This window comes from Comamonas sp. Z3 (genome assembly GCF_008121565.1).
In the GTDB taxonomy this organism is placed as follows: domain Bacteria; phylum Pseudomonadota; class Gammaproteobacteria; order Burkholderiales; family Burkholderiaceae_C; genus Comamonas; species Comamonas brasiliensis.
Map to the genome: position 1 here is coordinate 743,393 of NZ_VOQU01000001.1, position 13,281 is coordinate 756,673.

Annotated in this window: 11 protein-coding genes; 8 read left to right on the plus strand and 3 right to left on the minus strand. The window is 64.8% G+C overall.

Annotated features, from left to right (window positions below; all coding sequences use genetic code 11):
* Positions 1-201 precede the first annotated feature (201 nt).
* From FSY59_RS03535 to FSY59_RS03550, 4 genes are all read left to right on the plus strand, one after another.
* On the plus strand, positions 202-1,251 hold the full coding sequence (locus FSY59_RS03535) for an LD-carboxypeptidase (protein WP_029158634.1): 1,050 nt from the start codon (positions 202-204) through the stop codon (positions 1,249-1,251).
* Positions 1,252-1,405: 154 nt separating this feature from the next.
* Positions 1,406-1,861: a hypothetical protein gene (locus FSY59_RS03540; RefSeq protein WP_003056433.1), complete on the plus strand. Its 456-nt coding sequence runs from the start codon at positions 1,406-1,408 to the stop codon at positions 1,859-1,861.
* Positions 1,858-3,702, plus strand: coding sequence for a hypothetical protein (locus FSY59_RS03545; protein WP_148728466.1), 1,845 nt, complete (start codon positions 1,858-1,860; stop codon positions 3,700-3,702). The genes FSY59_RS03540 and FSY59_RS03545 overlap by 4 nt, the downstream gene beginning before the upstream one ends.
* A 122-nt stretch (positions 3,703-3,824) precedes the next feature.
* Entirely contained in the window at positions 3,825-4,190 is a 366-nt protein-coding gene (locus FSY59_RS03550; RefSeq protein ID WP_050871811.1) for an STAS/SEC14 domain-containing protein, read from the plus strand.
* A 64-nt stretch (positions 4,191-4,254) separates the two neighbouring features.
* On the opposite strand, the gene fusA is transcribed toward FSY59_RS03550, so the two are convergent.
* Positions 4,255-6,378 carry an elongation factor G gene (gene fusA, locus FSY59_RS03555; RefSeq protein WP_148728467.1) on the minus strand — a complete coding sequence of 708 codons (2,124 nt, stop codon included), beginning with the start codon at positions 6,376-6,378 and terminating at the stop codon, positions 4,255-4,257.
* A gap of 225 nt (positions 6,379-6,603) precedes the next feature.
* Between fusA and FSY59_RS03560 the strand changes: the two genes are divergently transcribed.
* Entirely contained in the window at positions 6,604-6,852 is a 249-nt protein-coding gene (locus FSY59_RS03560) for a hypothetical protein (protein WP_003056425.1), read from the plus strand.
* A 35-nt stretch (positions 6,853-6,887) separates the two neighbouring features.
* On the opposite strand, the gene FSY59_RS03565 is transcribed toward FSY59_RS03560, so the two are convergent.
* Entirely contained in the window at positions 6,888-7,280 is a 393-nt protein-coding gene (locus tag FSY59_RS03565) for a hypothetical protein (RefSeq protein WP_148728468.1), read from the minus strand.
* Positions 7,281-7,740: 460 nt separating this feature from the next.
* On the opposite strand from FSY59_RS03565, the gene FSY59_RS03575 reads away from it, so the two are divergent.
* Complete coding sequence (locus tag FSY59_RS03575) at positions 7,741-10,302, plus strand: penicillin acylase family protein (RefSeq protein ID WP_255439135.1); 2,562 nt, start codon at positions 7,741-7,743, stop codon at positions 10,300-10,302.
* 123 nt (positions 10,303-10,425) lie between these two features.
* Here FSY59_RS03575 and FSY59_RS03580 read toward each other — a convergent pair whose 3' ends face one another.
* Positions 10,426-11,406 carry an alpha/beta fold hydrolase gene (locus FSY59_RS03580; protein ID WP_148728470.1) on the minus strand — a complete coding sequence of 327 codons (981 nt, stop codon included), beginning with the start codon at positions 11,404-11,406 and terminating at the stop codon, positions 10,426-10,428.
* 157 nt (positions 11,407-11,563) lie between these two features.
* Here FSY59_RS03580 and FSY59_RS03585 point away from each other — a divergent pair, with 157 nt between their 5' ends.
* Positions 11,564-12,625: an aldo/keto reductase gene (locus tag FSY59_RS03585; RefSeq protein WP_003056421.1), complete on the plus strand. Its 1,062-nt coding sequence runs from the start codon at positions 11,564-11,566 to the stop codon at positions 12,623-12,625.
* Between the two features lie 70 nt (positions 12,626-12,695).
* Entirely contained in the window at positions 12,696-13,196 is a 501-nt protein-coding gene (gene ybaK / locus FSY59_RS03590; RefSeq protein WP_148728471.1) for a Cys-tRNA(Pro) deacylase, read from the plus strand.
* Positions 13,197-13,281: the final 85 nt, after the last annotated feature.

The window sequence follows — 13,281 nt, forward strand, 5'->3', positions numbered from 1 at the left end:
GCCTGAACCTGTTTTGCGTAAGTCGTATGAACTTCTGAATCTGCGGATTCACCCACTTTTCACGGAGCATGCGGTCGATGGCCGCATGAAAAGGCTTTGGCAACCTCGCGCAAATCCCCGGCATCCACTACCGCGACCCAGCAGCAAGATTCGCAGCACCACGCCCACGCGCACGGGCATGGGCCTGCCCACCAGGTGCATGTGCATGACGAGCACTGCGGCCATGAGCACGGCCACCACGATCATCACAACCATGTGCACAGCGCCGATGGCAGCTGCTGCGGTCATGATCACAGCCATGGCGGCAGGCATGTCTACATCTATTCGCCCTCGGGGGCGGTACGCGACAAGGCAGCCTTCAAACGCGGCATCAAGCAACTGGAGGCCCTGGGCCACGAGGTCGAGGTCGACACCGATGCGCTGGCCAGCAGCCAGCGCTTTGCGGGTGACGACGCCACCCGTCTGGCCGCTATCCATCGCGCAGCCGCCAGCGGGGCCGATGTGGCGCTGATTTCGCGCGGCGGCTACGGTCTCACGCGCATCCTGCCGGGCATCAAGTACAAGACCGTGGCCAAGGCGATTGCGGGCGGCACCAAGTTTGTCGGCCTCAGTGACTTCACGGCTTTTCAGCTGGCCATGCTGGCGCAGACCGGTTCGGTCACCTGGGCAGGTCCTGCGCTCAACGCCGACTTCGGTGTGGACAGCAAGAAGACCGGTGAGCCCGTGGACGACATCATGCTGGACTGCTTCGAGGACCTGCTCAGCGGCCAGGGCGAGGGCGCGGGCTGGCAGATGCCCAGGATTGGCGAACTGCCCAATGGAAAGCCCCAGCTCAAGGACTTCTATGTTCCCGGCGGAGCCACCTTGTGGGGCGGCAATCTGGCGGTGCTGGTGTCCCTGCTGGGCACGCCTTACTTCCCGCAGGTCGATGGCGGCATTCTGTTCATCGAAGACGTGGGCGAGCACCCCTACCGGATCGAGCGCATGCTGACGCAGCTGCTGCTGGCGGGCGTACTGCAAAAGCAAAAAGCCATCGTCTTCGGCCAGTTCACCGAATTCAAGCTCACCACGCATGACAAGGGCTTCAAGCTGCAGACCGTGATCGACTGGCTGCGCATGCAGCTCAAGCGCCCCGTGCTGCAAGGCCTGCCCTTTGGCCATGTGCCCACCAAGGTGCTGCTGCCGGTGGGGGCGCAGGTGTCGCTGTCTGTGGAAGGACGGGATGCGCTGATCTATTGGGGACATGTCTGACGCCAGACGGCCGTTGAGGCTGCAGGGGCGTAGCGAACATGGCCTGCGCCTTCTGCTGTGCCTAGGCGATCTCTGTTTTGATAGCTTTAAACGTAGTCTGCATATAGGATAAGTGCCGATCTGGCTTGTTTCTGATATCGGGAAGGACGCACGCATGGGCAAGGCTGCACTGCAGTGGACCGAAGAAATGCTGGTCCGTCTGGGCCAGGAAAAAGACTCGGTGCTGGCCGAGCGCTGGGGCACGTCGGCCAAGACGGTCAACCTCAAACGCAATGCGCTGGGCATTCCGGCTTACGGGCATTTCCAGTGGACCCCGCAAGCGCTTGCTCTGCTGGGCCAGGAGGCTGATGCCGAGGTGGCAAGGCAGCTGGGCATCAGCAAGGCCAGCGTGGTGGCCAGGCGTACCGAGCTGGGTATCGCCTCGGTGACGGGCGCTGTTGCCAGCCGTGCTTTTGACTGGTGCGACGAGGCTGTGGCTTTGCTCGGCACCGCGTCCGATGCCAGGATTGCCGAGCAACTGGGTCTGAGCCGCCTGACGGTCTACAACGCTCGCATCGCCAGAGGTATTGCCGCAGCAGGGCGGGGAGCGGGCAAGAGCCACGAGCCATGAACAGCGCTGGTGCGCCGGTGAGCGAGCCGGGGTTGCCCCGGCCGCAGACCCTGCTGCGCGCGGTATTGCTGGGCTGGCTGTGGCTGGCGGCCCTGGCCGGCTTTTCCCATCTTCTGACGCGCTTGCCGCCCTGGGGCTGGCTGCTTGCAGTCTTGCTGCTGGTGCTGCTGCCGGCCTGGGGGCATTGGCTGCGCCTGATGCTGCGCAAAAAGCTGCTGCGCTTGCAGTTCGCTCCGCAGGGGCATATCGGTCGCTGGCTTGGCGGCGGCTGGTGGCCGGCCTGCAAGGCATTGGCTCTGGCCTTGCTGCTGTGCACCAGCTCGCTCTGGCAGGCATGGTTTTTGGCGCCCTGGGAATGGGCTCTGCTGGCGCTGGCTCCCTTGCTCCATGTCTTGCTGGCCTGTGGCCTGCAGGTGGGACTGAAGCGAGAGTTTTCATCTGCGGTCTTCGCCTGGGCCTTCACCCAGCGCGCTGCCACCTGGCTGCTGCTGGTGCTGCTGGGTGGTGGCTGGCTCTATGGCATGGCCAGTCAGCAGGATATGGGGCGGGCGCTGGCGGTCGGCATGGAGCCTGACGCGCTGAATCTTGCTCTGGCCCAGATTCACGCAGCGCCCTCGGGGCTGGTGCGCTGGGGGCTGGATGCCCTGCTGGCCGTGCAGCTGGCGAGCGGGGCCATGGCCGACCTGCCTCAGTTGCCCTTGCTGCGCCTGTTTCTGCTGGCGCTGTTTGGCCCGGTCGGCGTGCTGCTGTGCCTGGGGCGCGCCATGCAGGGGGCATCGACTTCCCCGGCCCTTCTGCTGCAGGCCAGGCCTTTGGCGGCAATGCGCAATGCCGCGCCTCCGCCGGCCGCGCCTTTGCCGGCCGCACCTTTGCCGGCCGCACCTTTGCCGGCCGCACCTTTGCTGGCCCTGGTTGCCGTGCTGGTGCTGGGCATTCTGGTGCAGACCACGGCCGCCCTTGACGGCCTGGCCCGTGCCCAGGAGAGCCCGCTGGCGCTCAAGCGCCTGCCCGAGTGCGAGCGCATCGGGCAGCAACTCTACAGTCTCGGCACGCTGGACGCCACACGCCAGCAGGTTCTGCAGCTGCTGGGCCGGGCCCAGGCCGGACAGGCCCTGTGCCAGCGCATCCCGGAGATGGGCCGGCAGCTGGATGCCGCCGTCGAGCGCTATCTGGACTGGTATTTCAGCCTGGGCGCGGAGTGGGGGCGCATCCTCAGTCTGCTCACGGGCGATGTGAGCCGGTTTCTGCAGAACAAGCTCAGCGAAACCCTGGGAGCCACGCCAGGTCTGGAGGGCTGGGTACAGACTCTGCAAAAGCAGGCACTGAGCCGCGGCGCTGCTCTGGCCGAGGGCCAGCAGCGCATCGAGGAAACCCTGGCGCGCCATCATCTGGCTTTGAGTCCCGGGCAATGTCTGGTGCGTGCCGAGGTGGCCAGTCTGCCTGCGCTGGAGCTTCTGGGCGATGCACGCCAGCGTCTGACGGCCAGCGCCCTGGTGGGCACGGGGGGCGGTGCCTTTGCCGCGGCCGTCGCGGGCAAAGCCATGGCCAAGGCTTCGATGAAGGCCGCCGGCAAGGTGCTGGCCAAAGCTGCTGCCAAGCAGGGTCTTGGCAAGGCAGGGGCAGCGGCAGCCGGTGCGGCAGTGGGCTCCGTCGTTCCTGGTATCGGCACGGCCGCGGGGGCGGTGGCAGGAGCAGTCGCAGGTGTGGTGCTGGGCGTGGGTATCGACTGGGCGGCACTTTATGCCGAAGAGCTGCTCACGCGCGATGCCATGCGCGCCGATCTGCGTGCCGCGCTGGACGAGCAGCTGCAGGGGCTGAGCCGGGCCATGGGCTGTCCCTAGTCGACCTCGCAGTCGGCCCGATGCTGCGTCAGGAGCCGCGAAAACCTGTGCTGCGGGTGCTGTCTAGGGCTGCATTCCTGCGAGCGCAGGCGTAGAGTGAAGTTTCGCTGCAGGAGTTGCATATGCTCAATTACTCCCTCATGAAACCCGAAGGCATCTTGCTGCTGGAGCCCCATGGGCCCCTGACCGAGCAGGATTTCGACGGCGTCAGCCAGGACGTGGACGATTTCCTGGCCGAGCATCCCAAACTGCATGGGGTGATGATTCAGTCCAAGGACTTTCCCGGCTGGGAAAACTGGGCCGGCTTCAGCGCCCATATGGGCTTTGTCAGAAGCCACCGCCATCAGGTGGAGCAGATTGCTCTGGTGACCGACAGCCATCTGGCGGGCATGGCCGAGTTCGTCGGCAGGCATCTCACGCATGCCGAGGTCAGGCATTTCCCGTTTACCGAAGATGCCATGGCCATGCAGTGGCTGCATGCAGCCTGAGCTGCCTGTCCGAACCAGTCCGGAAACTCTGCCGCCGAGCTGCAGCCGAGTTGCCCGGATCAGCCTAGCCCTGTTTCCGGTGGCCGGCCGTCGCGCTCGCAGCGGCCGCCGCCTGCTGCGGGGCCTGTGCGTAGTGCTTGAACTCCATGGTGTAGGTGGCGCGGCCCTGAGTCATGGAGCGTAGGTGCGTGGCATAGCCGAACATTTCCGATAGCGGCACCTCGGCCCTGATGGTCTTGCCGTCGCCCGCCATGTCGTCCATGCCCTGCACGGCGCCGCGGCGCGAGGACAGATTGCCCATCACGGCGCCCGCGTATTCCTCGGGCGTTTCCACCTCGACGGCCATGATGGGCTCCAGAATCACCGGATCGGCTTTTCTGCAGGCCTCCTTGAAGCCCAGGATGGCGGCCATGCGGAAGGCCTGCTCCGAGGAGTCCACCTCGTGGTAGGAGCCGAAGGTCAGCCGCACCCGCACATCGACCACCGGGTAGCCGGCCAGAACACCCGAGTTCATGGCTTCGCGCAGGCCTTTTTCCACGGCGGGGATGAATTCGCGCGGAATCACCCCGCCCTTGATTTCGTCGACGAACTCAAAGCCCTTGCCCGATTCCAGTGGCTCAACGGTCAGCACCACATGGCCGTACTGGCCCTTGCCGCCGGACTGGCGCACGAACTTGCCGTCCACATCGCTGACTGTCTTGCGAATGGTCTCGCGGTAGGCGACCTGGGGCTTGCCCACATTGGCGGCCACATTGAATTCGCGCTTCATGCGGTCGACGATGATTTCCAGGTGCAGCTCGCCCATGCCGGCAATGATGGTCTGGCCCGACTCCTCGTCGCTGCTGACTCTGAAGGAAGGGTCCTCGGCGGCAAGGCGTGCCAGCGCCAGGCCCATTTTTTCCTGGTCGGCCTTGCTCCTGGGCTCCACGGCCTGGGCGATCACGGGTTCGGGGAAGGAGATCTTTTCCAGCACGATGGGCGCTTGCGGATCGCACAGTGTCTCGCCCGTGCTCACGTCCTTGAGACCCACGCAGGCCGCAATGTCGCCAGCGCGGATTTCGTCGATCTCCTGGCGTGCGTTGGCATGCATCTGCACGATGCGGCCTATGCGCTCCTTTTTGCCCCGGGTCGGGTTGTAGACCAGATCGCCCTTGGCCAGCACGCCCGAATAAACACGCACAAAGGTCAGCTGGCCCACGAAGGGGTCGGTCATGAGCTTGAAGGCCAGGGCGGCGAATTTCTCGTCATCGCTGGCATGGCGTATCAGCGTGGTGCTGGCGCTGTCATCCTCGCTATGCCCTTCGATAGCCGGAACATCGAGCGGCGAAGGCATGAGCTCGATGATCGCGTCGAGCAGACGCTGAACGCCGCGGTTCTTGAAGGCCGAGCCGCAGAGCATGGGCTGAATTTCGGTGGCAATGGTGCGCAGGCGCAGGCCGGTGATGATGTCCTCGGCGCCGAGGTCGCCGCTGTCCAGGTACTTCTCTGTCAGGGCTTCATTGGCCTCGGCGGCAGCCTCCACCATATTCTGGCGCCATTCCTGGGCGCTGGCCAGAAGTGCAGCGGGGATCTCCTGGTACTCGAACTTCACGCCCTGCGACTCGTCATCCCAGAAGATGGCTTTCATCCTGATGAGGTCGACGAGGCCGTGAAAATCGGCCTCGGTCCCGATGGGAATGACGATGGGGACCGGGTGGGCCTTGAGGCGGTCCACCATCATCTGGCGTACACGAAAGAAGTCGGCGCCCACGCGGTCCATCTTGTTGACGAAGGCCAGGCGCGGCACCTTGTACTTGTTGGCCTGGCGCCAGACGGTCTCCGACTGGGGCTGCACGCCGCCCACGGAGTCGTAGACCATCACCGCACCATCGAGCACGCGCATGGAGCGTTCGACCTCGATGGTGAAGTCCACGTGGCCGGGGGTGTCGATGATGTTGATGCGATGGGCCGGGAAGTTGTGCTCCATGCCCGACCAGAAGGCCGTGGTGGCCGCCGAGGTGATGGTGATGCCGCGTTCCTGCTCCTGCTCCATCCAGTCCATGGTGGCCGCGCCGTCATGGACTTCGCCGAGCTTGTGGTTGACTCCGGTATAGAACAGTATGCGCTCGGTGGTGGTGGTCTTGCCGGCATCGATATGCGCGGAGATGCCGATATTGCGATAGCGCTCTATGGGCGTATGGCGAGCCATGATGACCTCCCTGAAACACAGTTCTGAAACTGAAGCGCCGGCACCGTGGTCACGGAGCCGGCAGGCAGAGGAAACGCACAGGAAATACTAGAGAGATGGCTACAAACTCACTGCCAGAGTGGGTATGCCCCGCGGCATAAAACATGAAAAGCAGGCAGTGGCCCAAGGCCTGTAGCCTGGCAGGCATCCGGCTTTAACTTCATTCAGGAACAAGGACTTGCGAACATGACAGAGCAGAGCATTCAGACAGCCGCCCACAAGATGGTCTACATCCTGGTAGTGGAGCAAAGCTTGCGTGCCGGCGAGGCAATGAGCGAGCAAGTGCTTGCCGCCGACCTGCAAAGACACGGCATAGGCGAGGGAGAGCGCCAGTCCGCGCTGGACTGGGCCGTCGGCAGGGGCTGGCTGGAAAAAGCCGAAGGCGGCGAGGTACGCCTGACCGAAGCCGGCTTTGACATGAATTTCACGCAGTAGCGGCAGGTGTCGGGCAGCGGCCGCCGCCCTGACGTCTATTCCAGATAGACGCCTTTTTCCTTTTTGCGTGCCCGCATGCCGGTGCGCAGGAACAGCTCGCTGCCGCCTTGCACGGCCAGGGGCTGGCCGGGCTTGCCACCGTCCTGGGCCAGGTGGATATCGGCGCGCGCATTCCAGTGCTCCAGCAGGTCCTGCAGGGCAAGGCGCTCCGCTTCGTTCAGCTGCGGATGCTGCTCCAGGAACTCCTGCAGATACTGGCGTGCATCCAGCTCCAGCTGCTCGCGCGTGGTTGCCAGCGAGATATAGCTGATGTCATCGTCGCGCCCGCTGGTATGCGTGCCCAGCAGATAGCAGCCGATATAGTCGCCCCGGGGCTGACCCACGGCCGGGTCCTGGCTGAGTTTCTTGAACAGACTGAAGGGCCACATGCGTTGAATTCCTTGGGACTGACGCAAACAGGGAGGCACGGCGGGACTTTCTATCGACAAAGCACCATGCCTGACCTGAATCTTCGTAAGTCGTTTTCCTAAGAACGTGTCTACGATCTCTACGCAGCCGCGTTGGAGCGCAATCGGGATGAGTTCGAAGCGATGGCTCGCCGCTTGCACCGGGGTGCAAGCAAGAGACAGCGCGTAGCAAATCGCCCGATTTCGCTCCAACCCTTCGGGACAGTGTCTTTGCGGGCGGTCTGCGGCGTTGCGAATCCTCGCAATAGCGGGGCTATTGCTGCGGTATCGCGCCTTGCATCCCATCCCGCAAAGCCTCTGTCGCGGCGCGAGGAGATCGTAAACACGTTCTGCGGGCCGTGGCCCAAACAGGTATTGTCGCCCATGGCTGGACGCGATCAGCATGTGGATGTTGCGCACCGGACGCATGACAAGAGGCGATATGGGAGACATCACTTCGGCGGCAGAGCCCTCTGCTCATCCCTGGCTCAGGCGCACATGGCATCTGGCGGCTGCGGCCTGCGGGCTGGTTTTGCTGGCAGGGGCCGCGCTGGCGGTCTATGGCGTGCGGGCCCAGCCGCACCTGGATGGCAAGCTGGTCCTCGACGGGCTTGAGCGCAGCGTGTGGGTCAGGCGCGACGACTCCGATGTCACGCATATCAGCGCCGACTCGCCGCAGGATGCCTGGCGGGCCCTGGGCTTTGTCCATGCGCAGGAGCGCGGCTGGCAGCTGGAGTTCAACCGCCGTCTGATGCAGGGGCGGCTGTCGGAGACTCTGGGCCCGGCCACGCTGGAGATGGACAAGCTGATGCGGGCGCTGGACATTCATGGCGCGGGGCGTCGCCAGTACGCGGCGCTGCCGCCTGCCGTACAGGAAGCCTTGCAGGCCTACAGCCAGGGCATTGCGGCCTTCCATGCCAGGCCCGCTCAGGCTGCCGCGCCGGAGTTCCTGCTGCTGGGCACCCGGGCCGGCAGCTGGGAGCCGGAAGATACCGTGGGCTGGGCGCTGATGATGGCGCTGGACCTTGGCGGCAACTGGGGCAACGAGTTCGCGCGGCTGAATCTGCTGCAGGTCCTGAGCACCGAGCAGCTGTGGCAGCTGATGCCGGCCTATCCGGGCGAGCCCCCTGCGACGGCGGTGGATCTGGCCAGCCTGTACCGCCAGCTCGGTGTCTACCGGGAGGCGGATGCTCAGCCCAGGGTCTCGGCACCGGCCGGGCAGATTCAGTCGGCCTTGCAGCAATGGGCGGCCTCCACGGCGAGGGACATGGGCACGAATGACGGACTGGGCAGCAATAACTGGGTGGTGGCTGGAAGCAAGACCCGAAGTGGCAAGCCCTTGCTGGCCAACGATCCGCATCTGGGGCTGAGCGCTCCGGCCATCTGGTATTTCGCGCGCCTTCAGTCGCCGCAGGGCCGGGCCGGCGACGGCAGCGTCCTGAGCGCGCTGGATGTAACGGGGGCCACCTTGCCCGGCATGCCCTTTGTGGTGCTGGGCCGCACGGCGCAGGTGGCCTGGGGCTTCACCAACACCAACCCCGATGTGCAGGACCTGTATCTGGAGCAGATCAACCCGGCCGATGCGAGCCAGTACCGCACGCCCACGGGCTGGGAAAATTTTGCCGTGCGCGAGGAAGTCTTCAAGGTCAAGGGCCAGAGCGATGTCAGGGTGACGCTGCGCAGCACGCGCCACGGCCCCGTGATCAGCGATGCGCAGCAGCAATACGGCAAGGTCATCAACACCGATCGCTATGCGCTGGCCCTGCGCTGGGCGGCGCTGGACACGGACAACCGCACGGTGGAGGCCGGCCTCAGGGCCAACGGGGCGCAGACCGTGGCCGAACTGTTCGAGGCGTTTTCCATCTACCACTCACCCATGCAAAGCATTGTGGCGGCCGATGTGCAGGGCCATATCGGCTTCAAGGCCGCAGGCAGGGTGCCGGTGCGTGCGCCCGGCAATGACTTGCGCGGCGTGGCGCCCGCGCCCGGCTGGGATGCGCGCTATGACTGGCAGGGCTGGCTGAGCTACGAGCAGACGCCGCAGGACGATGGCGGCACGCGTGGCTTTGTGGCCACGGCCAACCAGCGCGTGACGGAAGCCGGCTATGCGCATTTCCTGACCCAGGACTGGAGCCTGCCCTACCGCCACCAGCGCATAGAGCAGTTGCTGGCGGCCGCCAACCAGCATGATGTGGCCAGCATGGCGGCGATCCAGAACGATGTGCAGTCCCTGGCCACCCGGACCTTGCTGCCTGTGCTGCGCAAGGCCCGATCGAGCCACGCCCTGGCAGCGCAGGCACAGCAACTGCTGGCGGACTTCGACGGGCAGATGGAGCGGGACAGGCCCGAGCCGCTGATCTTCTCGGTCTGGGCCGACGAGCTGACGCGCGCCCTGGTGATTGCGCGCATTGGTGAGCAGCGCTTTGCCATGAGCTACGGCAAGCGGGACTTCCGCGCCGGGCTGGAAGGAATCCTCGCGCGCAATGACGCCTGGTGGTGCGCGCCGCTGAGCTGCGAGCAACAGGCCGGGCAGGCGCTGACCCGCACGCTGGACAAGCTGCAGGCGGCCTACGGCAATGATCCGCGCCAATGGCGCTGGGGCGCTGCCCATGCGGCGCTCAGCGCGCACAAGCCGCTGGGTTCGGTGGCGGCACTGGCGGGGGTCTTCAATGTGAGCGTGGCCTCGGGCGGCGACACCTATAGCGTCAATGTCGGGCAGTACAACGCCAACCCGCCGCCCTCCGATGCCAAGGGACCGCTGGGAGGACGTTTTGTCAGCCGCCACGCGCCCTCGCTGCGCGCCATCTACGACCTGGGCGATCCGGAGTCCTCGCAGTTCATCTACCAGACCGGGCAGAGCGGGCTGGCGCTGTCGGCCCGCTATGCGGACATGAGTGCGGAGTGGGCCGACGGCCGCTACCGAAAGCTGCAAATGCAGCCGAGGCGCTGGCGCCATGTGCTGGAGCTGCAGACCGGACAGGGCGTGGATGCTATAAATAAGTGAGCTTTTAGCGCTTGTCACACATTGATTTCATATTCAAATAATTCTGAAAATCAATGATTGCATGCACTACAAGCTCCTGAAGAGATAGCAAACAGCAGTCGCAGTCTCAGCAGTTGCAGTCTTTCAGCGCAGAAAGTCCTCGATCAGTCTGGCCACGGCCTCTGGCTGGTCGTGGTGCAGCATATGGCCAGCGTCCTGCACATGGGCGATCTCGCATTGCGGGATGTGGCGAATGCGCTCGTGGTATTGCTCCAGCGTGTAGCGGCCCTGGTGCCACTGGCCCAGGCTGTCGTCCGACGCTTCGACCGACAGCGTAGGCGCGCTGATGGCGGCCAGGCAGGCCAGCGCTTCATCCACGCGGTAGAGATAGGGGTTGGCGATCTTGTGCGCGGCGTCGCCCAGAATATGCCAGCGGCCCTGGGCATCGGGGGCCGACCAATGGTGAGCCAGCCATAGCGCCTTGTCGCGGGGCAGGCGGCGATTGGTTTTCTGCAGGCGATTGGCAACGGCCTCCACGCTGTCGTAGGACGCGAGGCCCAGGCCGCCGGCACGCTGCTCGCGCAACTGGTCCATCCACTGAGCCAGACGCCCGGGGGCCTGGTCGGCCGTGGTCGGCGCCATGCCGAAGCCTTCGAGATTGACAAAGCGGCGAATGCGCTCGGGCCGCGCTCCCGCATACATGCAGGAGATATTGCCCCCCATGCTGTGGCCGACCAGGTCGATGGGCTGATCGGGCGAGATCTGCTCCAGCAACATGTCCAGATCGGCCAGGTAGTCGGTGAAGTAGTAGCTGTCGCAGGGTTTGTCGCCGCGGCTCAGGCCGAAGCCGCGCCAGTCGTGGGCCACGATGCGGCGACCCTGGACAAAGGCGTCGCTGAAGGCGTCGACCACAAACTGGTAGGAGGCGGCCACATCCATCCAGCCATGGGCCAGCACCAGAACCGGCAGATCCGGATCGAGCCGGCAGCCGGCCTCGGGCTCCCAGCTGCGCAGGTGACACTGCATATTGCGCACGGGCAGCATCTGCGACTGCCACTGGCGGCGTGGCTGATAGGGAGGGATATCGGTGATCGGGCTGGTCTGCGTGGGGTGATGCGTTGTCATGGGGTCTCCGTTGATTTGATTATTGCTGCGCTTGCGGCATGGCCCGTCGTGCGCGGGACAGCCGGGTGCGCAAAAACAGGGAGTCCGCCGTGGTCTTGGGCTCTCAGGCCCTAAACTCGGGAGCATGACTTTTGCTGCATCCAACTCACGTCTTTCCATGAATCCCGTCGCTCTGGGTCAGAGCGATCTGCGCGTCAGCCCCATCTGTCTGGGCACCATGACGTTTGGTGAGCAGGTTGACGAAGCCGAAGCCTGGCGCATCATGGACCGCGCCGTGGAACGCGGCGTGGATTTCTTCGATACGGCCGAAATGTATGCCGTGCCGGCCCGTGAGGCCACCTGTGGCGCGACGGAGTCCATCATCGGTCGCTGGCTCAAGGCCCGCCCCGGCATGCGCGAGCGGATCACGCTGGCCAGCAAGGTGGCCGGCCCCTCGCGTGGCATGCCCTGGATCCGCGAAGGCTCGGGCCTGTCGGCGCAGGACATCGTGCGCTCCTGCGACGCCAGTCTCGAGCGCCTGCAGACCGAGGTGATCGACCTCTACCAGATTCACTGGCCCGAGCGCCATGTGCCGGCCTTCGGCGGCATGTACTACGACCCGCAGAAGGAAAGCTCGCTCACGCCCATCCACGAACAGCTGCAGGCGCTGGCCGGTCTGGTCAGGCAGGGCAAGATCCGCTACATCGGCCTGTCCAACGAGACGCCTTATGGCGTGCATGAGTTCGTGCGCCTGGCCGAGCAGCACGGACTGCCGCGCGTGGCCGCGATTCAGAACCCCTATTGCCTGGTGAACCGCAGCTATGAGAACGGGCTGGACGAAACCTGCCACCGCCTCGATGTGTCGCTGCTGGCCTATTCGCCGCTGGCGTTCGGCCTGCTGACGGGCAAGTTCGACCAGTTTGCGCCGACCGAGGAGGGCGCGCCCAAGCAGGCACGCATCGCCAGGTATGAATCGGTGCAGAGACAGCGCTGGGGCCGCCCCGATGCGCTGGCCGCTGCGCGCCGCTATAACGCGCTGGCTCAGCAGCATGGCCTGACGCCGGTGCAGCTGGCGCTGGCCTTCTGCTACACCAAGTGGCAGGTGGCCAGCACCATCATCGGTGTGACTTCGGTGGCCCAGCTCGACGAGGATCTCGACGCCTGGGGCACGCAGCTGCCTGCCGAGCTGCTGGCCGCAATCGACGCCATCCGCTGGGAGATGCGCGACCCCGCGGTCTGAGGGTTTTATTGAGGGAAAATGGCTGCATGGTCCATGTGAAGCATGTGCCAGCAGCTATCAAGATTGAATCATGGCAAAAAAAGACAAGAGCGCCCATGTGAGCGAGACGCCGGCCACGCAGATGCTCAAGGCCCACAAGGTGGAGTTCACGGAGCACCCTTATGACTATGTGGAGCATGGCGGCACCGAGGAGTCGGCGCGTCAGCTGGGGCTGGACGAGCATGCGGTCGTCAAGACCCTGGTGATGCAGGATCAGGATGCCAGGCCGCTGATCGTGCTCATGCATGGCGATTGCAAGGTATCGACCAAGAACCTGGCGCGCCAGATCGGAGCCAAGAGCGTGGAGCCCTGCAAGCTCGAGGTGGCCAACCGCCACAGCGGCTATCTGGTGGGCGGCACCTCGCCGTTTGGCACCAGGCGCGACATGCCGGTCTATATCGAGGAGACCATACTCGCGCTGCCACGCATTGCCATCAATGGCGGGCGGCGCGGCTATCTGGTGCAACTGGCCCCTGAGGTTTGTACCCGTCTGCTCGATGCCCGGCCGGTGCACTGCGCGCTGGCAGAATAGGGGTCTAGCCAACCGGGGCAGACGCCGGCTGGCAAAAACGCAAACAACAAGGACTTACGCCCACCAGGATGCACAACGGGCATGA

Bases quoted from the DNA above. Each gene is read 5' to 3' on its own strand.
- FSY59_RS03545 (WP_148728466.1), top strand. From the start codon at position 1,858: ATGAACAGCGCTGGTGCGCCGGTGAGCGAGCCGGGGTTGCCCCGGCCG.
- ybaK (WP_148728471.1), top strand. From the start codon at position 12,696: ATGGCAAAAAAAGACAAGAGCGCCCATGTGAGCGAGACGCCGGCCACG.
- FSY59_RS03550 (WP_050871811.1), top strand. From the start codon at position 3,825: ATGCTCAATTACTCCCTCATGAAACCCGAAGGCATCTTGCTGCTGGAG.
- FSY59_RS03560 (WP_003056425.1), top strand. From the start codon at position 6,604: ATGACAGAGCAGAGCATTCAGACAGCCGCCCACAAGATGGTCTACATC.
- FSY59_RS03575 (WP_255439135.1), top strand. From the start codon at position 7,741: ATGGGAGACATCACTTCGGCGGCAGAGCCCTCTGCTCATCCCTGGCTC.
- FSY59_RS03580 (WP_148728470.1), bottom strand. From the start codon at position 11,406: ATGACAACGCATCACCCCACGCAGACCAGCCCGATCACCGATATCCCT.
- fusA (WP_148728467.1), bottom strand. From the start codon at position 6,378: ATGGCTCGCCATACGCCCATAGAGCGCTATCGCAATATCGGCATCTCC.
- FSY59_RS03585 (WP_003056421.1), top strand. From the start codon at position 11,564: ATGAATCCCGTCGCTCTGGGTCAGAGCGATCTGCGCGTCAGCCCCATC.
- FSY59_RS03540 (WP_003056433.1), top strand. From the start codon at position 1,406: ATGGGCAAGGCTGCACTGCAGTGGACCGAAGAAATGCTGGTCCGTCTG.
- FSY59_RS03565 (WP_148728468.1), bottom strand. From the start codon at position 7,280: ATGTGGCCCTTCAGTCTGTTCAAGAAACTCAGCCAGGACCCGGCCGTG.